Genomic DNA, 21,631 nt, shown 5'->3' on the forward strand with positions numbered 1-21,631 from the left:
AGAACGAACGGGAGCTACATAGGCATCAAACCGCTTCGTCACATCCTTTTGTTAAATGCCCTCATCAAGCACTTCTTTATCAATCATCTCTTCATCAATCCTTCCCTCAGCAACAAGCTGCGTTAAATCCTGCCCGTGGTTTAACAGGCTGTGGCGGTATTTACTTGGGGTGTGATGAAACAGTTTCTTAAAGGCATAGATGTATGCGGAATCGGAGGCGTAGCCCAACTCCAGCGCAATATCTTGAATGGTTCTCGGGGTGCTCAATAATTGCAGAGACAAAACGAGTCGCACATTTTGCCGCCACAGCGAGAACGATTGATTAAACTCTTTGGCACATAATCGAGAGAGCGTGCGTTCTGACGCCCCAACGTGCTTCGCCCATTCGTTTAAGCCGAACTTCATATCGGGTTGCGCCGTCAATTGATCGAAAATGGCTTTGAGGCGTTTGTCGCGGGGGATCAGTAATGGGATCGCATACTGCCCGGCGGTGTCGATTTGATCGCGTAACACCGTTAAAAGATGGATGAGATTCTCGGGCGGCAGTGCTTGAGTCGAGCGATTAAACAACAGCAAGATCAAGGCCTTGAGAAACGGCGTCACCAAACACGATTTCGCCTCAACGCCGTAATTCACCCCGCTTTTGGGGTTGAGGTACATCGCCAAAAATTGCGTGTCGGTGACCGATACCGATTTGTGCACTGTGTCGGCGGGGATATACAACATGGCGTTGTGAGGGACGATGACCGATCTGTTTTCAATCGAGGATTGCAATAACCCACTGAGCGGAAAGATGATTTGGTGCCATGGGTGCGTGTGAAAATCATCGATGTAGCCCGCACGCATGTGGATGGTTTTGGTGATGAACGCCTGATGAGGGGATGATTGAATGAGGTGGTTAGCTTGCATAATTGGCGATTTATCGATGTTTAATGGCAGATAGTATATAACGCGTCACTTTCGCTTGATATAGCATCAACGGCCTACTCAACGAGAAAGGCTGCACTATGCGAATTCACTTTATTATTCATGAACATTTTGAAGCGCCAGGCGCTTATGAAATCTGGGCGACTCGCCGTGGTTTTCACATCGGTTACTCTCGCGTGTACGAAGGCGAGCCTTTGCCATTGAATGTTGACGCGATCGATCTGTTGATTGTGATGGGTGGGCCGCAAAATCCCGCGACCACGCAAGCGCAGTGCGCTCACTTTAACGCGAAAGCGGAGCAGGCCTGCATTCTGTCGGCGATTCGTGCCGGAAAAGCGGTGATTGGAGTCTGTTTGGGCGCGCAACTTATTGGGGAAGCGCTGGGAGCGCGCTACGCACCGAGCCCGGAACGCGAGATCGGTAAGTTTCCGATCACACTCACGCCAGCGGGGTTGCACCATCCGCTGATGGCACATTTTGGTGCCACGTTACCGGTCGGGCATTGGCACAATGATATGCCCGGGTTGACTCCCGACGCGCACGTTCTTGCCTTTAGCGCCGGGTGCCCACGGCAGATTGTCGCTTACAGTGATGTCGTTTTTGGCTTCCAATGCCATATGGAACTGACGAAAGAGGTGGTGGCGCTATTGATTGAACATGATGCTGTTGAGGTGTCTGGCCATCATCCGTTCGTGGATTCGCCACAGCGCCTCATGCAGCATGACTACGAGGACATGAACCAAACACTGTATCAGTTTCTCGATCAGTTGGTTGCTTGTTACCAAGCGCGGTGCTGAACGTTGGGGCGATCAAAGTTCGGCTTGGGAAAGCCGAACTTCATAGCATGTGTGACGATCAGAGATATAATCTTATTCTTTTATTTTTTGGTGGTAGCTGTACTTTAATATTCGAAAATACGAATTTATTTGACACAAATAGCAGATGCATTCAATGTAATTTTACAGGTATTTGGTTGTGGATCATTCCAATAAACTTTGTCGAATGCTGCGTTACAACCAACATCTTCCATTAGTGCAATATCTCCATCACATATCAACAATACAGCATTATCTCCTTGGTACTCATAAACGATACGATAATCCGAGACTTTACCTTTAATTGCTAAATCTGAAAGCCTTGTCAGTAAATTGGGATTTGTAGACATCGCATTTTCTATAATCTTTTCATTTGTTAGTCCGCTGGTGTCTCCGAATTTAAGCTCGCCATCAATAGCCTGAGTCACATCTTTTAAGATAGATGCCATATCGTACATGACTTCGTCAGAGTACTTAGCCTGAGTCGCGCAGGAAGTCAAAGTTATAATAAAAGCAATCACGGTGAATAATTTCATAGGACCTCCCAAGCGGTAAGCTGTCCGTCTTCGCAACGACCTGTATCTAAATTCCAATTCTTGAAAAAATCAGTGCTTTGGTCTTTATAAACAGATGCTGCGACTTTTTCCCAAAAAATTTGAATAGTTTGAATCGCTTTATCAAAGATGTCATCGTAGTGCATCAGACCATTAGGTGTATCTAAAGCCTCTATGTATTCTAACTTCACTTCTTCTTGAAGCGGATAGCTTAGCCCTTGATTTGTGGCAACATGTCTTGCCCATGCGAATAATCGGTAGGATTCTTCAGCATGGTCTACAACGGATTGAAAACCTTTATGCCAAGCGTTGATATCGGGTTGACACTCTTCGGTGTATTGGGGATAGACATTTGAAAGTGCAGCACACCAGATACTAAAAATAATAGAGTCTAGTTGGGTATCATCATTGATACAAGACCCGATGTTTTCCTTTACTCGATCAGCTAGACCAATATTTCCAAGATTCATTCTCTTAGACCAGATATAAGAATCCTGGTGCATTTCACAGATTCTATGTTCTTTCGCGTTTTGTTCGTAGGGACCGACTTTTTTTTCAACTACCGGATGAATAGTAATATCTGCTGCTACATGAGCCACAAAACCACACAACCAAGCAAAACCTTTTCCTAAGTCGTCTTCATCTAAATTTTTTACCTGTTCAATAAGAGCGCAGATTAGGTTTCCTACGTTGTTGTAGTGCATTTTATCTGCCCATTTGTTTTGCGCAGAATCCATAATTACCAAGTAGGGATAGTCTGGGCTAACGCAACCTAGTTCTAAGAACTTCTTATTTTGTGATAAAGCCTTTTTTGCAGTCTTAGGTATATTTAATCCACTCAAAATATTGTTAGAAGAAGCCTCGTTGACCGCTGTAATATGAGCAAAAGCGCCAGGCATAATGACCTCCATGTACTGAATTAGAATATGGAGTTTACTATGTATAATGTCTATTGTTTGAGATTTGCGTCTTACTAAGAAGAATACTTACTGGACGCAATCTACAATGCTTACTGTTAATGTTTACGTGGTTAGATTCTAGTTTTATCTAAACGAGACGCGCTTGCATCTCACGGTGGTGTCGTTAGTATGATTTTTTGATGATGCTACTGCCACGTTCAATGAGGCTCGCTTTCGCGAACACACCATGAAATTTTGCGACGAAACGTTGGGGCCGCCCGTGCTGGCCTATGCTCACGATTACATGCATGGGGACACTGAAGCCGCACACGAACATCAGTGTGCGCAGTTTTTGCACGCGTTAAACGGGGTGATTCGGGTCGATACCGCCGCCGGAACATGGGTGGTGACGGCAAATAAAGGCATGTGGATTCCAGCCGGCGTTTCGCATAGCCTGCGAATTACGGGCCATGTCAAAGTGCGCACGCTGTTTGTCGATGCGATGGCACGAGCCGATCTGCCCAACACGTGCGTGCTGTCGGAAGTGCCATCTTTACTGAAACATCTCATTGTTGAAGCCGTATCGCTGCCCGAGGAACGGATTGCTGGAACGCGGGAAGAGCGTATTTTCGAGTTGATTTTGGATGAATTGCGCCGACTCAAACCGGTCGATTTTTATCTGCCGAACCCAAGCTCCGATGGGTTAATCATGCTGTGTGATTACGTCTCGGATCGCATTGCTCACCCTTGGACGGCGACTGATGCGGCGAAGTATTTGGGGCAGAGTGAACGCACCGTGTCGCGCAAATTTCAGCAAGAGCTGGGGCTGACGTTCACCGAATGGCTGCGTCAGAAACGCTTGGTTCACGCGCTTGAATTATTAGCCAGCGGCCACAGTGTGCTCGACAGCGCGCTGGCGATTGGATATGACAGCCCGAGTGCGTTCAGCGCCATGTTCAAAAGCCGCATCGGATTGACGCCGAGCGAATACACGGCGTCCATCTTGTTTTAATTCAATGTCATTTTAGTCAACGGTGACCTGATTCCACGGCAATCTGATTAACGGTCTGTCAGTCTACGGAGCGCGAATGGGGCTGCGTCTTGAGCATGTTGGCGTAGGCATTCATGACAGCTTGCAGCGAAGCCTTGGTGGCATCCTCATCAATCGCCACACCAAACTGGGTCACATTTGACGTCGCCGATTGCAATTGAACGTAGCTCACCGCTTTGCTGCGAGTGTTCGAGCCGAGCGTGTGTTCGTGATAATCAACGATGTTGCACGTGATCCCAAACTGCTCGGTCAGTGCGTTTAACATTGCCGAGAGTAACCCGTTTCCTATGCCCGAACACACCATTTCTTCTTGGTTGAACCCCACACGGCTCTCAATCTGTTGGCCTGTTGCCGCTGGCTGGCTTTGATAACTCAGCAGGCGCATCTCGGGCGAGGGCATCAATCCATAGGCTTGCCTGAACAACTGCCACAATTCGGCGATTGAGATTTCGCGCCCAGTTTGGTCGGTATGACGTTTCACACGTTGACTTAAATCCACTTGCAGCGTTTTGGGCAGTGATAAGCCGTGGTTTTCTTGGAGTAACCATGCCGCGCCACTTTTCCCCGACTGGCTGTTGACCCGAATCACCTCTTCATAATTGCACCCCAGATCCATCGGATCGAGCGGCAAATAAGGGATCGACCATAGCGGTTGCGGCATGTGATGATGACGAGCAAAGCCTTTTTTAATCGCGTCTTGATGCGAACCGGAGAACGCGGTAAACACCAATCGGCCGCCATAGGGATGGCGTGGATGCACCGGCAGTTCATTGCACTCTTCAACCACTTCGACCGTGCGTCGAATGTCTGAAAAGCGCAGTTTGGGGTCGATACCTTGCGAATAGAGATTGAGTGCAATCGTCACCACATCCGCATTGCCCGTTCGCTCGCCATTGCCAAACAAGCAGCCTTCAATGCGTGTGGCGCCCGCCAACATGGCAAGTTCCGCACTTGCAACGCCGGTGCCGCGGTCGTTGTGCGGATGCACGCTAAGGGTGACACACTGCAAGCACGAGAACGAGCGAATAAAGTGCTCGATTTGGTCGGCGAACACATTCGGCGTGTTGCATTCCACCGTGGTGGGTAAGTTTAAGATCAGCGGGCGCTGCTGGCTGGGCTGCCAAGCGGCGGCCACGGCTTCGCAAATCTCCAACGCAAATTCCGGTTCGGTAAAGTTGAACGTTTCGGGCGAGTATTCCAGCGTCCACTGCGTGTGTGGGTGCTGGTCGCACAAGGCTTTGATCTGTTTTACGCCCTTAACGGCGAGAGCCATGGTGGCTGGCTTATCTTGCTCGAACACCACATCGCGAAAGAGCGGCGCGGTCGCATTGTATAAATGGATGATGGCCTTTGGCGCCCCGTGGAGTGCGGCGATGGTGCGCTCAATCAAATCCGGTCGCGATTGGGTGATGACCTGAATGGTGACGTCGTCGGGGATTCGGCGCTCTTCAATCAGGCAGCGCACAAAATCGAAATCGGTTTGTGAGGCAGCAGGAAACGCGACTTCGATCTCTTTGAATCCGCATTCGACCAAGTGGTGAAAGAATTTCAGCTTGCGTGCTTGATTCATAGGATTCGCGAGCGCTTGATTGCCGTCGCGTAGATCTGTGGAACACCAACGCGGCGCTTGTGTCAGCACTTTTGAAGGCCAAGTGCGTTGCGGGAAGTGAATAACCGGCGCCGGTCGGTATTTGTTTGCTGGGTTCTCTAACATGATGAATTCGTCCGTGGAGCTGTGAGTCGAACATTCATCCTAAATGGGCTTTGCTGAACGATCTGCGCAGAAGTGGACAAGCATCGTCGTGATTTGGACAACGCCTGATGATGCTTGCCGCTATTGCCGTGTTTTATCGCTATGTCCGTTGCGGGGCTTGATGACCGCACGCGGGCATGTTGTGCGCCATCTATCAACGTGATGTCACCCAGCCTTTGAATAGGCTCTTCATTTCAGAGCGGACTTCTTGCCCGCCAATCACGGCCAAAAGTAACAGACCGCCGGGCACCAAGACCACAATCAACAGTGGCCTGAGCAGGTATGAAAAGCACAGTAAGCCGGGTAAGAAAATGAACCATTGGCAAAGTGTCAGCATGCCGGTTTTAAGCAGATGTATCATTCCTTTCTCCTCGTTATGATTTTAATTGAGCGTGCTCAATTTTATAAATGAGCGCGCTCAGTTTGTCAATGCGAGAGGGGAAAGGTATGATGCAACGGCATGACATAATGATGAGTCGATGATGGGTAAACGAGAGCAAACGAGAGAACGAATACTGGCTGCGGCATGGCAACTCTTTGAAACGCAGGGATATCAAGAAACTTCAACGCGCCAAATTGCGCGCCAGGCTGGCGTGGCCGATGGCACGGTGTTTAGCCATTTCGAGACCAAACTGGCCATCCTACGCGAAGGCGTGATGAATCAACTTGAGCGACTGTCGCAACAAGGATTCAACGCCCCTTCGCAAGATGCGTTTGAATTGGCGATGCAGTTTGCCCGTACCTACTACGGTTACTATTTTGCCAATGTAAACTTGAGCCGTGCGCTGCTCAAAGAAGTGGTGTGGGACATGGATTACTACCAATCGTTCAATCAAACCCTGTTTGAGACGGCCAATCTTCCGGCGGCGTGGGGTGAAAATATGCCCGTGTTGCTTGATTGCTATTTCATGACCTTGATTACCCATTTGAGTAAGCCGGAACCCAATCTTGAACACGCGCTTCACGCGTTGGAAAGCAAATACCGTCACTTATTTCGTTGATTGAATCGGGTCATTTGTTTGTTCGAGACTCGACTCATGACTGAACTCTTCGCTCTGCTCGACACTTTGCTCGTGGCTTTGCTTGAGACCTTGCTGGTGATGACGCCGTGCGCGCTTTGCGGCTTTCGCCCGCCACAAACTCAATCCTCCTTCGAGCATCAGCACCACCACCGCCAGCCAAATGGCAAGGTAAGTGGGCCATTCGCTGGCGTGAATGTTTTCCCCAAGCAGCAGCGCAACCAGCAGCAGTAACACTGGCTCAACGTAAACCAGCAAGCCAAACAGCGTGATGTTCAGATGCGGTGCCGAAAGCGATTGAAACGCCAATGCCAACGCGCTGATCGCGCCCAAACCGAGAATCAACCACAGCAGATCCAGATTCGCGCTCACAGCTTGCAACACATGGCCGCCGTGACCCACAAAGTAGAGGCTGACAGGCAGGCTGAGCAGCATGTCAAACCAGAGCCCGCCGATGTGATTGGTGTCGGTTTTGTAGCGCAGCCCAAAATAGATGGGATACCCCAAACATACTACTAGCGTTGGCCACGATAAGGTTTGAGAAATGGCCAATTGATTGATCACGCCAAGCAACGCAAACAAACATGCCCATTGCTGAAAGCGCGACATGCGATCGTGAAACACCACGCGCCCGACCACCACCATGGTGATGGGCATGATGAAGTACCCCAAAGACACCGACAGCCCGTATCCGTTCACCGGTGCCCACATAAACAGCCACAGCTGAATGCCAATCAAAAACGATGATGCCACGCGCGTCAGCCAGAAATAACGTTCCGTGCGCAGGCGCTGAAACAGCGTCGCGACTTGGGGCCAGTAACCTCTGAGCAGAATGAACAGGGTGAGCAGTGGAAAGGTGAGCAGGATTCGCCAGCCGTAAATTTCTTCGCCTTGCAGATCGCGCAATAAAGCGGTGTAGGCAAACATCAGCGCGAAGAGGGCAGAGGCAATCACATTGAGCGTGACACCCAGTGGCGTGTGCATGGTTTTTGGCATTGTTATCGACCGAGTCAGAGGGAATGGCGATATTTTATTGCGTCGGCCTTGATAAAGGCGCTCGAAATTCATAACGTGAGTGAGAAAATTTCTCACTGGACGAGTCTGATGTCATTGGATAAATACGATTATGCGCTGTTGGAATGCTTGCAGCGCAATTGCCAAACTCCGCTGCGGGAGTTGGCGGACGCCGTTTACTTATCGACCGCATCGGTGCAGCGGCGCATTCAAAAGCTCAAAGAGCAAGGCTACATTCAAGCCAACGTGGCCGTGCTCGACCCCGACAAACTCAATCAGGTGATCACGATTGTGGTGGAGGTTCAGGCCGACAAAACCTACGCGCTAGACCTCGACGTGCTCAAGCAAAGCTTCTCGGGGCCAGAAGTGCAACAGTGCTATTACGTGACCGGCGATGTGGATTTCGTTTTGGTGCTGGTGGTGCCCAACATGCAACGCTTTCAGGCGATTTGCGATAAATTGTTCCACAGTAATCCTAATGTGAAATGGTTTCGAACCATGGTCGCATTAGACCGGGTCAAAGCAACGCTCGATGTACTTTAGTTCGCCCTGACCCCCTGATGTTGGGGCGTGAATCCACCGGTCGAATACAACTGTTAATTATTCATTGATTAATATGATCATCAATATTTGTGAATTGTGTCGTTATTTAAGCTTCGCTAATAGACAATTATAATTAAAACTGTCAATGCTTCTCATATTTAAGACGTACTATTAAGTTGATGAATTATTTCAACTAAAGTGCGCGCCATTCGTATATAAATACGCTACGCCAAAATAGGCACATTGACTTCCTCTTTCTGAAGGTTAGTTTTACTTATGTCAGTCATAAGGCTTAGGAGTATTTGTAATGAGCGAAGGAAAAAGACTAAACGTACGATTACTTTCTGACGTATGCATGCAATCGAGATTATTAAAAGACGCGTTAGAATCGCGGCTTCCGATTGGCATCGACATTTCGCCATTTAATGAATTGTGGCAGCACGAAAATGATCCCGCGTGTCACGACGTTAAAATTATCATCATCGACTATTCGTGCATCGACAGCACCACACTGAGCGATTACTACACCTTTAAACAGATGTCATGCCCGGAAGCCAAAGAAGTTGTGATTAATTGCCCCCCAGAGGCGGATTCTAAGTCATTGTTTAAGTGGCAAAAACTTTCGGGTGTGTTTTTCGCCGATGACGACATTGATGCGCTCGTGAAAGGCATGAACAAAGTGTTGGAAGATGAAATGTGGCTGACGCGCAAGCTGGCGCAAGAGTACATCATGCACTATCGTGCGGGCGCCCCGGCCGTGACGTCGCAAGCATATACAAAATTAACTCGCCGCGAACAGCAAATTATTAAGCTGCTTGGCAGTGGGGCATCCAATATCGAAATCGCCGACAAGTTGTATGTAAGCGAAAATACGGTGAAGACACATCTACACAATGTGTTTAAGAAAATTAATGCGAAGAATCGCCTGCAAGCATTAATCTGGGCGAAGAATAATATTGCGATGGAAGAAGTGAGTTAATTTTTGCTATTTGCAGAGTTGAAACACGACGCGCGTGATACAACGGTGTTCAATACACAGCACTCAGGATAAATAGCCGCGTGACTGGCAAATGATATTCGACGTGGCGTGATGTTTCAGGGGCGTCTATCGGGCAGGGTAAAGGCAGCATCGGCTGCCTTTTTGCTTTTCGGCGCATGGGGTGATTCGCGGCTTTGTATTTGGTAACCCAGAAGTGAGAAGCAGCTCCTTTCTTTGCGGCGTCTTTTTCCTTACCGTATCGCGAGATAAGAAAAGGAAGCATGGCATGAGTAGTCAGGACGCATTACCGATCGCGTTAATTGAAGATGATGACATTGTCCGTCAGGCCACCAGTCAGTGGTTGCAACTGGCAGGGTTTGATGTGTGCGGGTTTGCCGATGGGCGAGCGGCGTTGGAAGGGTTGGCTGCGCAGCGCTTTGCGACCATCATCAGTGATGTGCGTTTACCGGACTACGATGGCGTCGAGATGCTGTCTGAACTGAACCGCTTGCAGCCGCATACGCCGGTCATCTTGATCACCGGGCATGGCGATGTGGACATGGCGGTCAAAGCGTTGCAAAAAGGCGCCTACGATTTTATTGAAAAACCGTTCAATCCGGATCGCCTGTCGAGCACGGTGGCGGATGCGGTCAACAAGTTTCACAGTGAAGCGCAGTCGCAAGACCGAAGCCAGTATCTCTCCACGCTGCAAGGGCTGGAGCAAGTCCTGATCGGGCGCAGCAAAGTGATGACGGCACTGCGTGAGCAAATCGCCAAAGTGGCGGCGATTGATACCAACGTCATCATCTACGGCGAAACCGGCTGTGGTAAAGAGCTGGTAGCGACGTGCTTGCATCAGGAAAGTCCGCGCCGACATTTCAATTTTGTGCCGATCAACTGCGGCGCTATTCCGGAAAGTCTGTTTGAAAGCGAGCTGTTTGGCCACGAAGCGGGCGCGTTTACCGGCGCGGTGAAAAAGCGCATCGGCAAGTTGGAGTTTGCCGACAAGGGAACGCTGTTTCTCGATGAAATCGAAAGTATGCCACTGTCGATGCAGGTCAAAGTGCTGCGGGTGCTGCAAGAGCATGTGGTGGAGCGCGTCGGCGGGAATCAGAAAGTGGCGATCGATTTACGTGTGATTGCGGCGGCCAAAGACGATCTGTTGGAGCATCCGGAATTTCGTCAAGACTTGTTCTATCGTCTCAACGTGGCGCAGCTCTATTTGCCGCCGCTGCGTGAACGCGACGAAGATGCGTTATTGCTGTTTGAACACTTCACGTTGCAAGCCAATCCGCAAACCCGCGTCGCCAGCGAAGCGGATCAGCATGCACTGCTCAGCTACGCCTGGCCGGGCAACGTGCGTGAACTGCGCAACGTGGCCATTCGTTTCGCACTGGATGAATCGCTAACGGTGGGGGAAATTCTGGCCAGTCGCCCGAATACCACCACCGAAGAGGCCAGCGCCGGGCTGCCGCTGTCGATTCAGTTGCAAACCTTTGAGCGCAAAGTCATTCACGACGCATTAACTCGCCATCGCGGCAGCATCAGTGACACCATGAGAGAGCTGGATCTGCCGCGCCGCACGCTCAATCAGAAAATGCAGAAGTATGGCCTCAATCGCAGCGATTATACGCAGGATGAAGAGGAGCCGCGTTCCCAATCCAACGGAAAGTAATTTGGGATAGGCAAAATTTTGCTCATATAGATTTTGAGGTATTTATTAACATTGATCACAATTCGTTAATGAGTTGTGATCAAAAACCGCAATCAGCACGGCTTTTTATGCGTCCCCATCGGCGAAATTTTGCTTATGCCTCATCGGGCGAATCAGCGGATTTTTGCTCATTTCGCTACTTGATATTCATCATTTCAAATCAATTCAATCACTTAGTTTTTGGCATCTTCTTTGCTCTATCGGGATAGACCTAAACAATCGACTCGGGCGGCGGGCATTCGTTTTCAGCCTATCACCGCACGGTCGATCGGAAGGGTGACTCGCTATTTCCGGCGAACAACAAGAATGACACGGAGAGTAAAGATGAAACACAAACGCCTTGCCAAAACCCTACTGGCTGCCGCCGCTTCTTTTGGCCTGCTTGCTGGCGCGCACGCGGCAGAAGAACGCAGCTACATTATGGCGACTGCCTCAACGGGCGGAACCTATTACCCAGTTGGTGTTGCTCTGGCGACACTGAGCAAAGTTAAACTTAGCCCGACTTACCACTTCTCCCTTTCTGCGATCAGCTCTGCGGGGTCGGGCGAAAACGTCAAAATGCTCAACGAAAATGAAGCGCAATTTGCGATTCTGCAAGGCTTGTACGGCGCGTGGGCTTGGGCGGGTGAAGGCCCTTACAAAGAGCGTCAAACTCAATTGCGTTCAGTGTCCATGCTGTGGCAAAACGTCGAGCACTTCATTGTGCGTTCTGATTTAGCGCCCAACGGCAGCATTGCTGACATGAGCAATATGGCTGGCAAGAAGTTCTCCATCGGGTCAAAAAACTCCGGCACGGAATTTTCTGGTCGTCAGATCATGAAAGGGCTGAATGTTGATCCCGATAGCTTCAATCTGGCCTATCTAGGCTACAGCGGCAGTGCGAGCGCGCTACAAAACGGCACGATTGATGGCATGAACACGCCAGCGGGTGTGCCTGTGGGCGCGGTGACTCAGGCGTTTGCGGCGCTGGGCAACGACATCAAAATTCTGTCGTTCACCGATGAGCAAATTAAACAGGCGAACGGCAACTATGAGCTGTGGACCAAATATGTGATTCCAGCCAATACCTACCCGGGTTTGGATAAGCCGATCACCACCATCGCGCAGCCAAACTTCCTGGCGGTGCGTGACGACGTCTCTGATGAAGATGTATATCAACTGACCAAAACCATGTACGAAAACCTCGCGTTCCTGCAAGGCATTCACAAAGCAACCAAAGCCATGGCGATTGAAAAAGCCATCGCAGGTCTGCCACTGCCATTGCATCCAGGCGCGGCGCGTTACTACAAAGAAGTGGGTATCAACATCCCGGCTCAGTTAATCGCTGAGTAATGCTGCAAGCCGCCTCGTGTCGTGCGAGGCGGTATTTCTCATTTTCTATGGTTAATTGTGCCCAGCGTGCAACGGGCATTAGCTGTAGAGCCGTGGAGTATGATGATGAGTGAACCACTGGATCAAGAACTACAAAAATATGAACTGCCGACCCGCGATGCGTTTCCGTGGGTTGCTAAAACCATTGCTACGCTGGGGGTGCTGCTGTCGCTGGCGCACATCTGGTTTAATACCTTTTCAACCTTACCGGAGCTGTGGATCTCTGCCACCCACTTTGCTGGCTTTGCGATGATCTGCGCGCTGTGGTACCCGGCCAATATTCGTTGGCGCGATAGCAAAATCGCGCTTGGCGTTGATGTGATCATCGCCTTGGCGGCGTTGGCGTGTCTGATTTATATCCCTTTGGCGGAAGATGCACTCTATGCGCGCGGCGTGAAATTCGTCACCAGCGATTGGGTGTTTGCCATTCTGGCGATTGTGATTGTGATTGAAATGATTCGCCGCACCATGGGCTGGTTTATTCCGATGTTAATCCTCGTGTGTTTAAGCTACGTGGTGTTGTGGGGCAAATGGGCGAGTGGCATTTTCCACTTTCCGGGACTGAGTATGGAAACGCTGCTATACCGCAGTTTCTACTCGTCGGAAGGGATGTTCGGGTCGATTTCCCGTATCAGTTGGAGCTTTGTCTTCATGTTCATCCTGTTTGGCGCCTTTTTGGTGCGCTCTGGGGTGGGCGATTACATCATCAACGTTTCCCGAGCGGCGGCGGGTAAAGTGATTGGCGGCCCGGGATTCATTGCGGTGCTTGCCTCGGGCTTGATGGGATCGGTGTCGGGTTCTAGTGTGGCGAACACCGTCTCGACGGGTGTGATCACCATTCCGATGATGAAGAAAGCGGGCTTCCCGTCGCGATTTGCCGCCGGGGTTGAAGCGGCTGCATCCACGGGTGGGCAGTTGATGCCACCGGTGATGGGCGCGGGGGCGTTCATCATGGCGTCGTACACGCAAATTCCGTATGTCGATATTGTTGCGGTGTCGTTTATTCCGGCGCTGATCTATTTCTTGTCTGTGGCCTTTTTCGTCCGTATTGAAGCCAAACGCAGCGGCGTGCAGAAGGTGACCACCAGTGAGGAATCGTTCCTCAAAGTCTTGGTCTCGGGTTGGCATAACCTGATCCCCTTGGTGGTGTTGGTGACGCTGTTGATCAAAGGATTTACCCCGACGTATGCCGCGGGCCTGTCGATTTTGTCGGTGATTGTTGCCTCTTGGTTCTCGAAAGAGCATCGTATGGGCTTCAAGGAAATCATTGATGCGCTGGAGCAAGGCGCGAAGAACATGGCCACGACCGCCGTGCTTTTGGTAGGCATCGGGTTGGTCATTAACGTGATCAGTACCACCGGCATCGGTAACACCTTCTCACTGATGATCGATAACTGGTCGGGCGGCGATCTACTCACCATGTTGGTGCTGATCACGCTGGCGTCTTTGGTGCTCGGGATGGGGCTACCGGTTACGGCGGCGTATATTGTGTTGGGCACACTCTCTGCGCCTGCGCTGTACAAACTGATTGCAGAAAGCCAGTTGGTCGACATGATTGCTGCAGGCCAGTTACCTGAACAGGCCAAAGCGATCTTCATGTTGGCAGCGCCGGATAAACTGGAACTGCTCAATGCGCCGATGGCGCTGGAAAACGCCAAAGCGTTGGTCGATCTGGTGCCGGCGGATTTCCTCGATACGCTGCTACAACAAAGCTTGGGTCTTGAAGCGGTGGGCTTGGCGCTCCTTTCTGCACACCTCATCATCTTCTGGTTGTCGCAAGACAGTAACGTGACGCCACCGGTGTGTCTGACTGCGTTTGCCGCGGCGACGATTGCCAAAACACCGCCCATGCGCACCGGCCTGACGGCGTGGAAAATTGCCAAAGGCTTGTATCTGGTGCCGTTGCTGATTGCGTACACGCAGCTGATCGACTGGGATCCGGTCACCGTGATGACGATCGGTTTCTTTGCCATCGTGGGTACGTACGCCATGATCGGGGCGATCGAAGGCTTCTTGGAAGGCCCGCTCAACTGGTTGATCCGCGCTGTCTTGGCGGTGATCGGGATTGCGCTGGTGTGGCCAAACATCCCATTGGCGATTCGCGTGGTGTGTGTGGCATTGTTTGTGGCGATTTTCATCTACAGTGGTCGACGTCCGAACGTCGCGATGAAAGCGGCGTCGGCTTAAGGAGTACACATGAACACTCATTTTGATTATGTGATTGTTGGCGGCGGCATTGTGGGCGTCTCGACGGCTTGGCAACTCAAGCAGCAATACCCCGACAAGTCGATTTTGCTGGTGGAGAAAGAGGCGGGCTTCTCCCGCCATCAAACCGGGCACAATAGCGGGGTGATCCACGCGGGCGTCTACTACGCGCCCGGCAGCCTCAAAGCCGATTTTTGCAAACGTGGCGTCGAGCGCACGTTGTCGTTCTGCGCCAAACACGATATTCCGGTGGAGAATTGCGGCAAACTTCTGGTCGCCACCAACGAGGTTGAGCTGGAACGTATGCAGGCGCTGTTTGAGCGTTGCCTGCAAAATGAACTCGATGTGGCACTGCTCGATGCCGCGCAACTGAAACTGGCGGAGCCTAACATCACGGGGCTTGGCGCGATTTACGTTAAAGCGACCAGCATCGTGAACTACCGTTTAGTGACCGAAAAAATGGCGGAAGAGTTCAAAGCATTGGGTGGCGAAGTGTGCCTGAGCACCGAAGTGGTGGGGTTGAATGAAACCGATCAGGAGATCAGCGTGCAGTGTCGTTACAAAGGCTCACCGATCACCTTCCACAGTCAGTTTCTGGTGTCGTGCTCTGGCCTGATGGCCGATCGCATGACCAAGATGCTGGGGCTGGCGACGGATTTTCAGATCATTCCGTATCGCGGTGAATACTATCGCTTGGCGCCCAAACACAATCAGGTGGTGAAACACCTGATCTATCCAATTCCGGATCCGGAACTGCCGTTTTTGGGCGTGCACTTAACGCGCATGATTGATGGTTCGGTCACGGTTGGGCCGAATGCGGTGCAAGGGTTTAAGCGCGAAGGTTATGGCAAAGTGAACATCAGCGTGCGCGATGTGTGGGAGATGCTCAGTTTCAGTGGCTTCTGGAAAGTCACCGTGAAGAATCTGAAGACCGGGTTGGTGGAGATGAAAAACTCGCTGTGGAAACCCGGCTATCTGCAACTGGTGCGCAAGTATTGTCCGAGCATTGAACTGGCGGACTTGCAACCTTATCCGGCGGGGATTCGCGCTCAGGCGGTGTTGTCGGATGGCACTTTGGTGCATGATTTTCTGTTTGCCGAAAGCCCGCGCAGCTTGCACGTGTGCAACGCACCATCGCCGGCCGCGACCTCGGCGATGCCGATTGGGGAATACATCTGTCAGAAAATCGCACAGAAAGCGCCGCCCGCGCAATCTCAGGCGGCGTAATCTGACCGAATATGACAAAAGGGGCGTTCGCCCCTTTTTTGATCGCATGCGTTTGACTTCATGGGATTGATTGCAGTGGTTTAGCCGCATGGCGCATCACCGATTAGCGACACAAGTCGCCCAGCGTTGCACCTTGGGTGATGGTGAGCTCACCATCAAGCGTGCGATACACCACCGCATGCCACACTTGACCATCCTGCGTGTCGAACTCCAGTGCGTAGTTGGTGCCATTCACCACCTGCGTTTTCACGGCAAGAATCGATTTCAGCCGCACATTGTTGCCCATCTGCGCCAGCACTGCGTCTACCGCTTGTTCTGATTCCGGAGAGACTTCGGCGTCGTGCCAGCCTCCGGCCAGCTTCTCATTGCTGCACATGGCACTGCTGGCATTGTCGGTCACCTGCGGCGCTGCATTTTGGGTCGAGTTGCCTTCTGCTGTCGATTGCTGAGCCTGATCGCACCCGGCCAGCAGAATCAGACCGAGGCAAGGCATTACGAACTTTTTCATACGAGACCTTTTGGTTTACACATCGTTAAGGGTTAGACTTGCGTCCTTCGCTCCATTACGTTGTACTTCCTCAATATCGGAACAGAAACAAAAGGCCGTCAAGCTTATGTTAGAAAAAGAAAACCTGCTGAAACTGGCTCGGATGCAAATGCCGTTTGGCAAATACGCCGGACGTGTGCTGATTGACCTGCCGGAAGAGTATCTGTTGTGGTTCGATAAAAAAGGCTTTCCGGAAGGCGAGTTGGGGCAACTGTTGCAGTTGTGCTTGGCGCTGAAAATCGAAGGTCTCGACAGTGTGGTCAAGCCACTGAAACGGATGTAACGGCATGTTGGTGATTTCAAACAGCGTCACGCTGGCCGACTGGGAAATCGAAATCAACGCGATTCGTTCGGCGGGCAATGGCGGCCAGAACGTCAACAAGGTTGCCACTGCGATTCATCTGCGTTTTGATATCAAGCGTTCGTCGCTGCCTGCGGTTTACAAAGAACGATTGCTTAAATTGTCCGACAGCCGTATCACGACCGAGGGCGTGATCGTGATTAAATCGCAGGAATTTCGTACCCAAGTGCAGAATAAAGAAGCCGCGTTGGAGCGACTCAAAGAGCTGATCTTGTCCGCGATGGTCGTGCAGAAAAAGCGTCGCGCGACCAAACCGACGTTGGGCTCACAACGCCGCCGTATGGATGGTAAATCCAAACGTGGCGAAACCAAAGTCTTGAGAAAGAAAGTCGATTATTGAATGAAGTGAAGAGACGATAACCCCAAGTCGGTTGAGGTTGCTTGGGGTTATCGTTTTTTTTCGCGTATTGATGACCAGAAGTCAGATCGGAACCACCAGAATATCGATGGGGGATTTGTTGATCAGATGGCGAGAATAGGAGACTAACTTGCTGACAAAGTCATGGTGATGACCGCAAATCAGCAGATCAAAACCGTTATCGATGATGACTTGGCCGAGTTTGTCACTCAGATCGCCGGTGCCGACATAGAAATGTTTGATCGGAAAATCGCTGTATTGTTGTAGCGATTTGAGCATTTTGTTTGAGTGGTCATTGAGCGGTTTCTGGTTCGGATCGGCCTGAATGTCGATCAACTCTTTGTAGATCTCGCCAATGGTGCCATCGATATGGATAAATGACACATCCGCGCCGGTTCCCTCGGCAAACGACACCGCTTTATCGATGAGCGGCTTGCTGTCGTCTGAGAGTTCGAGCGCGACCAGGATATGTTGGTATTTCATCACGACACTCCTTATGCTTAGACACGGTTTGCCGATCAACAGATTGCGCACCATGACTGGTTTTGCAAACTTTTGCGGGGCGTGATCGGGCGATAACGTCATCATAGAACGCGCGAAAAAAAATTGTGTCGCAGCGGTAACAGATTGAAGAAAAATGCTCGAAAAAACAGCGATTATCCACACGATAACCGCGACAACGAGCGCATTGCACTTTTGATAGTAACGAGGAAATAACAATGACAACCAACAGAAGCAAACGACTGAGAAAGAAACTTTACGTGGGTGAATTTCAGGTACTGGGCTTCGCGTTTTCGTGCAAGGTGAACGCCGATGATGACACGCAATACGACGTGTTGCTCGACAGCTTCATCGATTTCATTGAAAGCCGTAATCTGGTGATGGGCGGTGGCGCGAATCACGAGTCGTTTGATGGGTTTGTGGTTGCCGAAGGCCGCTACGATTCAGCAACGGATGAAGACCGTGCAGCGGTTGAAAAGTGGCTGAGTGAACACGCGATGTGCTCACAGGTGCAGGTGGAAGCACTGGTTGACATCAACCACGGCGAGTAAGCACGTTCTTCGCTTGCTTTGTGCACTTTTTACCTCGTAGACTGGCGTTAAAATAGCCAGTCTTGAAAGGCGTCGTATGAACGAAGTGCACCACCTCAGTCTTTACATCGACTGCCCAGTGCAGACGGTGTATCAATTTGCGTCTAACCCCGTCAATCTGCCTTTGTGGGCGGCTGGGTTGGCGCAGTCCAACGTGATTCAAGAGGGCAACCTCTGGTGGGCTGAGGCGCCGTTTGGTCGGGTGCGGATTGAATTCGCTCCGGCCAATCCCTTTGGCGTCATGGACCACACGGTCGAACTCGAAGATGGCGAGCGGGTGTATAACCCGATGCGCGTTGTGCCCCATGGCGAAGGCTGCGAATTCACCTTCACCCTATTTCGCCGCGATGGCATGAGCGATGAAGCCTTCTTTCGCGACAAAATGGCGGTTATCAACGATCTCAACGTGTTAAAAGAGCGCATGGAAAACCACTGACACCTTAATCTCATCTATCAGTCAAGGAGCCGACGATGGATTTTAGCCTGCGACAGGCCACCCCAAACGATATGGAATTTTTGCTGACGCTGCGTGATGTCACCATGCGCCATTACCTTGAACAAGTCGGTGCGCCGACGTCGCGCGAGGCCTTTCTTCAGCGAATTCACTACCATTTTGATGACGCCAAAATCGTTCTCATTGATGACCAACCCGCCGGGCTATTTAAAGCCACCTTCTTACCCGATCGCAATCAATGGTATCTGGTGCAAATTCAGGTGCATCCCGATTTTCAGAATGCCCGAATCGGCAGCCGCCTGATTGCTGCACTCATTGAACAAGCCAAAACAGAAGGCGCCAGCGTTGGTCTGAGCGTGCTGAAGAGTAATCCGGCGCAGCACCTGTATGTGCGGCTTGGATTTCAGCGTACTGGCGAGTCTGAATTTGAATACGACATGGTGTGCCCAGCATGAATGATGTTGTCGCTCAATCCTCCCTCACTCTGACCCCGTTCACTGCGGCCGATTATCCGCAATTGATCGACTGGATCGATAGTGACGAACTCAATTATTTGTGGGGCGGGCCGAATTATCAGTTTCAGCTGACGGTCGAACAAATCGAGGGGCATTGTGCGCAGCCACAGGTGCATCCGTTTTTGTTTCGCGTTCAGGGTGTCGCTTCGGGGTTTGTTGAGTTGTATCAGGTTGATAGCCAGCACGTGCGGTTATGTCGTATTTTTATCGCTCATTCTCAACGTGGCAAAGGGCTGGCCAGCCCGATGATCGAACTGGCCATCGACGTCGCCGCAGTGCGACTCAATGCGGGTTTGCTGAGCCTCGCCGTGTTTGAACACAACGCGGTAGCACGTCATTGTTATCAACAACTGGGATTTGTCGAAACACAGCGGGAGCAAGGCTCGCGCTCATTCAACGGCCACTGCTGGCATTTAGTGCGCATGGAAAAAAACTTACCGCGACAGAAATCACATCACGCCGCTGAAATCACACCACAGGGAGAAACACATGCAAGTCGCGATACTGACGTTTGAAGGATTCAATGAGCTCGACTCTTTCATTGCTGCGGGAATTTTAAACCGAATGAAAGGCGACGGGTGGAACGTGCAAATCACCTCGCCAACGGCGCAGGTGACCTCGATGAATGGCGTCACCATTGATGCGCAGCAGCCTCTGGAATTTGCCAATCAGGCCGATGTGGTGCTGTTTGGCAGTGGCATTCTGACCCGGGATATTGCAAACGATGAGGCAATCTTGTCACGTCTGGCACTCAATCCGGCCAAGCAGCTTATTGGTGCGCAGTGTTCGGGCGCGTTGCTGCTGGCAAAGTTGGGCTTGCTGACAAACTTGCCAGCTTGCACCGATTTAACCACCAAACCTTGGGTGATCGAGGCGGGCGTTGAGGTCCTTAATCAACCCTTTTTTGCCCAAGGGTCGATTGCAACCGCGGGTGGCTGCTTAGCGTCGCAATATCTCGCCGCGTGGGCGATTGCCACTTTGGCCGGCACGCAAGCCGCAAGCGAGGCGATGTTTTACGTTGCGCCCGTTGGTGAAAAGGAGCAGACCGTGCAACACGCGATGTCGGTGATTTTGCCCTTTATTGACGCATAACTGCGCGATATTCACACAGTATGCATCGGTTATTCACTCAATGGTGAGTCACTCAATGGCTGGTGATGCGCGCTCTGAATCGCATTGAGCGTGCTGCGCACCAGCGCTTGGGTTTGCTGTTTCAGCAGGCGCACAAAATGCACCTCGATATCATTCAGCGAAACGGTGTCCGGCGTCACCAGATACATTTCGGTCACCGGTAGCGACTCATACGGCGGTAGCGGCCATAATAACCCTTGCGCCACATACGGCTTGGCGCTTTCCACCGTCAGCGCGCCAAAACCAAGTCCTGCCATAATCATGCGGCGAACTTCCTCTAAATTCGACGATACGGCAACCAATTTGCCCCAAAACTGCTGCTGATCGCGAAAGTGAGCAATCGCGTCCAAGCCTTCGCCGGGTTGGTCACTTTCAAACGAGATATAGGGCAGGCCTTTGATGTCGTCCAAGGTCAGGTCATCGCGCCCAAAGCAGAGATGGGTGCGGCCACAGTAAAACCCCATCTGCTCATAGCCGAGAAAATCACAACGAATCCCAGTTTTGGCGATTTTTTTGTTGCTGAGGCCAATATGCAGCAGGCCGTCGGCCACATGGCTGACAATGTCGGCACTCGGGTGCGTGTTGACGTTGAAAATGACGTTGGGAAACAGCGCATGGTATTGGGCGAGGGTGGCGTCAAACGCCGGGCATTGTAGATGGCTGGCAATCTCAATATTCAGCTCACCCTGAATATTATCCGTTTGATCGACAAACTGATCCGCCATGTTGCCGATGATTCGACCTACCGAAGAGGCGTATTCATACACTCGCATGCCGTGTAGCGTCAGGGCGAACACGCCTTTTTTACGCAGGATCAGCCGCTTGTCGACATGCTCTTCCAGCCGCTTCAATGCATTGCTGACACTGGGCTGGCTGAGTGACAGCTTCCGCGCCGCCGCACTGATGCCGCCTTCATTCACGATCGTGAGAAAGGTATAGAGCAGGTTCCAGTCGAGATTGCGCAGCAGGCGATCTTTGGCGTTGAGCATGGCGTGATGTCCTTGATGAGTTATCCATAGCGATACGCTATGTATATCATACTTATTCATCATTATGGATTTTATCCAACTTTCAACATACTCATTAGTGAGCTTGCATCGTTT

25 protein-coding genes are annotated in these 21,631 nt (G+C 51.2%); 16 read left to right on the forward strand and 9 right to left on the reverse strand.

What is annotated here, in order from left to right; genetic code table 11:
* Window positions 1–51: 51 nt before the first annotated feature.
* Complete coding sequence (locus ACF8PK_RS12075; protein WP_392441526.1) at window positions 52–909, reverse strand: AraC family transcriptional regulator; 858 nt, start codon at window positions 907–909, stop codon at window positions 52–54.
* A 98-nt stretch (window positions 910–1,007) separates the two neighbouring features.
* On the opposite strand from ACF8PK_RS12075, the gene ACF8PK_RS12080 reads away from it, so the two are divergent.
* Entirely contained in the window at window positions 1,008–1,724 is a 717-nt protein-coding gene (locus tag ACF8PK_RS12080; RefSeq protein ID WP_392441528.1) for a type 1 glutamine amidotransferase, read from the forward strand.
* 125 nt (window positions 1,725–1,849) lie between these two features.
* Here ACF8PK_RS12080 and ACF8PK_RS12085 read toward each other — a convergent pair whose 3' ends face one another.
* Together ACF8PK_RS12085 and ACF8PK_RS12090 are read right to left on the reverse strand one after the other, a co-directional pair.
* Window positions 1,850–2,278: a hypothetical protein gene (locus ACF8PK_RS12085; RefSeq protein WP_275724840.1), complete on the reverse strand. Its 429-nt coding sequence runs from the start codon at window positions 2,276–2,278 to the stop codon at window positions 1,850–1,852.
* Window positions 2,275–3,195 carry a zinc dependent phospholipase C family protein gene (locus tag ACF8PK_RS12090; protein ID WP_392441530.1) on the reverse strand — a complete coding sequence of 307 codons (921 nt, stop codon included), beginning with the start codon at window positions 3,193–3,195 and terminating at the stop codon, window positions 2,275–2,277. The genes ACF8PK_RS12085 and ACF8PK_RS12090 overlap by 4 nt, the downstream gene beginning before the upstream one ends.
* 247 nt (window positions 3,196–3,442) lie before the next feature.
* On the opposite strand from ACF8PK_RS12090, the gene ACF8PK_RS12095 reads away from it, so the two are divergent.
* Window positions 3,443–4,207 carry a helix-turn-helix transcriptional regulator gene (locus ACF8PK_RS12095; RefSeq protein ID WP_143679579.1) on the forward strand — a complete coding sequence of 255 codons (765 nt, stop codon included), beginning with the start codon at window positions 3,443–3,445 and terminating at the stop codon, window positions 4,205–4,207.
* Window positions 4,208–4,265: 58 nt separating this feature from the next.
* Here the strand turns inward: ACF8PK_RS12095 and leuA are convergent, their stop codons facing one another.
* Both leuA and ACF8PK_RS12105 read right to left on the reverse strand, forming a co-directional pair.
* Complete coding sequence (gene leuA / locus ACF8PK_RS12100) at window positions 4,266–5,960, reverse strand: 2-isopropylmalate synthase (RefSeq protein WP_392441531.1); 1,695 nt, start codon at window positions 5,958–5,960, stop codon at window positions 4,266–4,268.
* A gap of 193 nt (window positions 5,961–6,153) precedes the next feature.
* Window positions 6,154–6,360: a hypothetical protein gene (locus ACF8PK_RS12105; RefSeq protein WP_014257689.1), complete on the reverse strand. Its 207-nt coding sequence runs from the start codon at window positions 6,358–6,360 to the stop codon at window positions 6,154–6,156.
* Window positions 6,361–6,481: 121 nt separating this feature from the next.
* Here ACF8PK_RS12105 and ACF8PK_RS12110 point away from each other — a divergent pair, with 121 nt between their 5' ends.
* On the forward strand, window positions 6,482–7,000 hold the full coding sequence (locus ACF8PK_RS12110; protein WP_143680086.1) for a TetR/AcrR family transcriptional regulator: 519 nt from the start codon (window positions 6,482–6,484) through the stop codon (window positions 6,998–7,000).
* Here ACF8PK_RS12110 and rarD read toward each other — a convergent pair.
* Window positions 6,989–8,014: an EamA family transporter RarD gene (gene rarD / locus ACF8PK_RS12115; protein WP_392441533.1), complete on the reverse strand. Its 1,026-nt coding sequence runs from the start codon at window positions 8,012–8,014 to the stop codon at window positions 6,989–6,991. The two genes, ACF8PK_RS12110 and rarD, sit on opposite strands and share 12 nt — an antisense overlap.
* A 108-nt stretch (window positions 8,015–8,122) precedes the next feature.
* On the opposite strand from rarD, the gene ACF8PK_RS12120 reads away from it, so the two are divergent.
* The 6 genes from ACF8PK_RS12120 (at window position 8,123) to lhgO (ending at window position 16,071) form a co-directional block, all read left to right on the forward strand.
* The gene (locus ACF8PK_RS12120; RefSeq protein WP_004727619.1) at window positions 8,123–8,575 is read left to right on the forward strand and encodes an Lrp/AsnC family transcriptional regulator; all 453 of its coding nucleotides are present in this window, start codon (window positions 8,123–8,125) and stop codon (window positions 8,573–8,575) included.
* 307 nt (window positions 8,576–8,882) lie between these two features.
* Entirely contained in the window at window positions 8,883–9,554 is a 672-nt protein-coding gene (locus tag ACF8PK_RS12125; protein WP_004727620.1) for a LuxR C-terminal-related transcriptional regulator, read from the forward strand.
* Window positions 9,555–9,840: 286 nt separating this feature from the next.
* Window positions 9,841–11,229 (forward strand): sigma-54-dependent transcriptional regulator, encoded by a 1,389-nt coding sequence (locus tag ACF8PK_RS12130; protein WP_392441535.1) that lies wholly within the window; start codon window positions 9,841–9,843, stop codon window positions 11,227–11,229.
* A gap of 363 nt (window positions 11,230–11,592) precedes the next feature.
* Window positions 11,593–12,600 (forward strand): TAXI family TRAP transporter solute-binding subunit, encoded by a 1,008-nt coding sequence (locus ACF8PK_RS12135; protein ID WP_014257683.1) that lies wholly within the window; start codon window positions 11,593–11,595, stop codon window positions 12,598–12,600.
* Window positions 12,601–12,705: 105 nt separating this feature from the next.
* Window positions 12,706–14,826 (forward strand): TRAP transporter permease, encoded by a 2,121-nt coding sequence (locus tag ACF8PK_RS12140; protein WP_392441537.1) that lies wholly within the window; start codon window positions 12,706–12,708, stop codon window positions 14,824–14,826.
* 9 nt (window positions 14,827–14,835) lie between these two features.
* Window positions 14,836–16,071: an L-2-hydroxyglutarate oxidase gene (gene lhgO, locus ACF8PK_RS12145; RefSeq protein ID WP_392441539.1), complete on the forward strand. Its 1,236-nt coding sequence runs from the start codon at window positions 14,836–14,838 to the stop codon at window positions 16,069–16,071.
* 103 nt (window positions 16,072–16,174) lie between these two features.
* On the opposite strand, the gene ACF8PK_RS12150 is transcribed toward lhgO, so the two are convergent.
* Entirely contained in the window at window positions 16,175–16,579 is a 405-nt protein-coding gene (locus tag ACF8PK_RS12150) for a cystatin domain-containing protein (RefSeq protein WP_392441541.1), read from the reverse strand.
* Between the two features lie 106 nt (window positions 16,580–16,685).
* On the opposite strand from ACF8PK_RS12150, the gene ACF8PK_RS12155 reads away from it, so the two are divergent.
* Window positions 16,686–16,901 (forward strand): DUF3820 family protein, encoded by a 216-nt coding sequence (locus ACF8PK_RS12155; RefSeq protein WP_004727158.1) that lies wholly within the window; start codon window positions 16,686–16,688, stop codon window positions 16,899–16,901.
* A gap of 4 nt (window positions 16,902–16,905) precedes the next feature.
* Window positions 16,906–17,319 carry an alternative ribosome rescue aminoacyl-tRNA hydrolase ArfB gene (gene arfB, locus ACF8PK_RS12160; protein WP_004727157.1) on the forward strand — a complete coding sequence of 138 codons (414 nt, stop codon included), beginning with the start codon at window positions 16,906–16,908 and terminating at the stop codon, window positions 17,317–17,319.
* A gap of 81 nt (window positions 17,320–17,400) precedes the next feature.
* On the opposite strand, the gene ACF8PK_RS12165 is transcribed toward arfB, so the two are convergent.
* Entirely contained in the window at window positions 17,401–17,820 is a 420-nt protein-coding gene (locus ACF8PK_RS12165) for a universal stress protein (RefSeq protein ID WP_004727156.1), read from the reverse strand.
* A 236-nt stretch (window positions 17,821–18,056) separates the two neighbouring features.
* Between ACF8PK_RS12165 and ACF8PK_RS12170 the strand changes: the two genes are divergently transcribed.
* The 5 genes from ACF8PK_RS12170 (at window position 18,057) to ACF8PK_RS12190 (ending at window position 20,489) form a co-directional block, all read left to right on the forward strand.
* Window positions 18,057–18,389: a YggL family protein gene (locus ACF8PK_RS12170; RefSeq protein ID WP_154179563.1), complete on the forward strand. Its 333-nt coding sequence runs from the start codon at window positions 18,057–18,059 to the stop codon at window positions 18,387–18,389.
* Window positions 18,390–18,465: 76 nt separating this feature from the next.
* Window positions 18,466–18,864, forward strand: coding sequence for an SRPBCC family protein (locus ACF8PK_RS12175; RefSeq protein ID WP_172562617.1), 399 nt, complete (start codon window positions 18,466–18,468; stop codon window positions 18,862–18,864).
* Window positions 18,865–18,899: 35 nt separating this feature from the next.
* Window positions 18,900–19,337, forward strand: coding sequence for a GNAT family N-acetyltransferase (locus ACF8PK_RS12180; protein WP_392441544.1), 438 nt, complete (start codon window positions 18,900–18,902; stop codon window positions 19,335–19,337).
* Entirely contained in the window at window positions 19,334–19,912 is a 579-nt protein-coding gene (locus ACF8PK_RS12185) for a GNAT family N-acetyltransferase (RefSeq protein ID WP_392441545.1), read from the forward strand. The genes ACF8PK_RS12180 and ACF8PK_RS12185 overlap by 4 nt, the downstream gene beginning before the upstream one ends.
* Window positions 19,887–20,489 carry a DJ-1/PfpI family protein gene (locus ACF8PK_RS12190; protein ID WP_154179567.1) on the forward strand — a complete coding sequence of 201 codons (603 nt, stop codon included), beginning with the start codon at window positions 19,887–19,889 and terminating at the stop codon, window positions 20,487–20,489. The genes ACF8PK_RS12185 and ACF8PK_RS12190 overlap by 26 nt, the downstream gene beginning before the upstream one ends.
* A 29-nt stretch (window positions 20,490–20,518) precedes the next feature.
* Here the strand turns inward: ACF8PK_RS12190 and ACF8PK_RS12195 are convergent, their stop codons facing one another.
* A complete protein-coding gene (locus tag ACF8PK_RS12195; protein ID WP_392441548.1) occupies window positions 20,519–21,517 on the reverse strand; it encodes a LysR family transcriptional regulator in 999 nt (332 codons plus the stop codon).
* Window positions 21,518–21,631: the final 114 nt, after the last annotated feature.

It is taken from the genome of Vibrio sp. CJQ_6, assembly GCF_043106745.1.
Taxonomy (GTDB): Bacteria; Pseudomonadota; Gammaproteobacteria; order Enterobacterales; family Vibrionaceae; genus Vibrio; species Vibrio furnissii.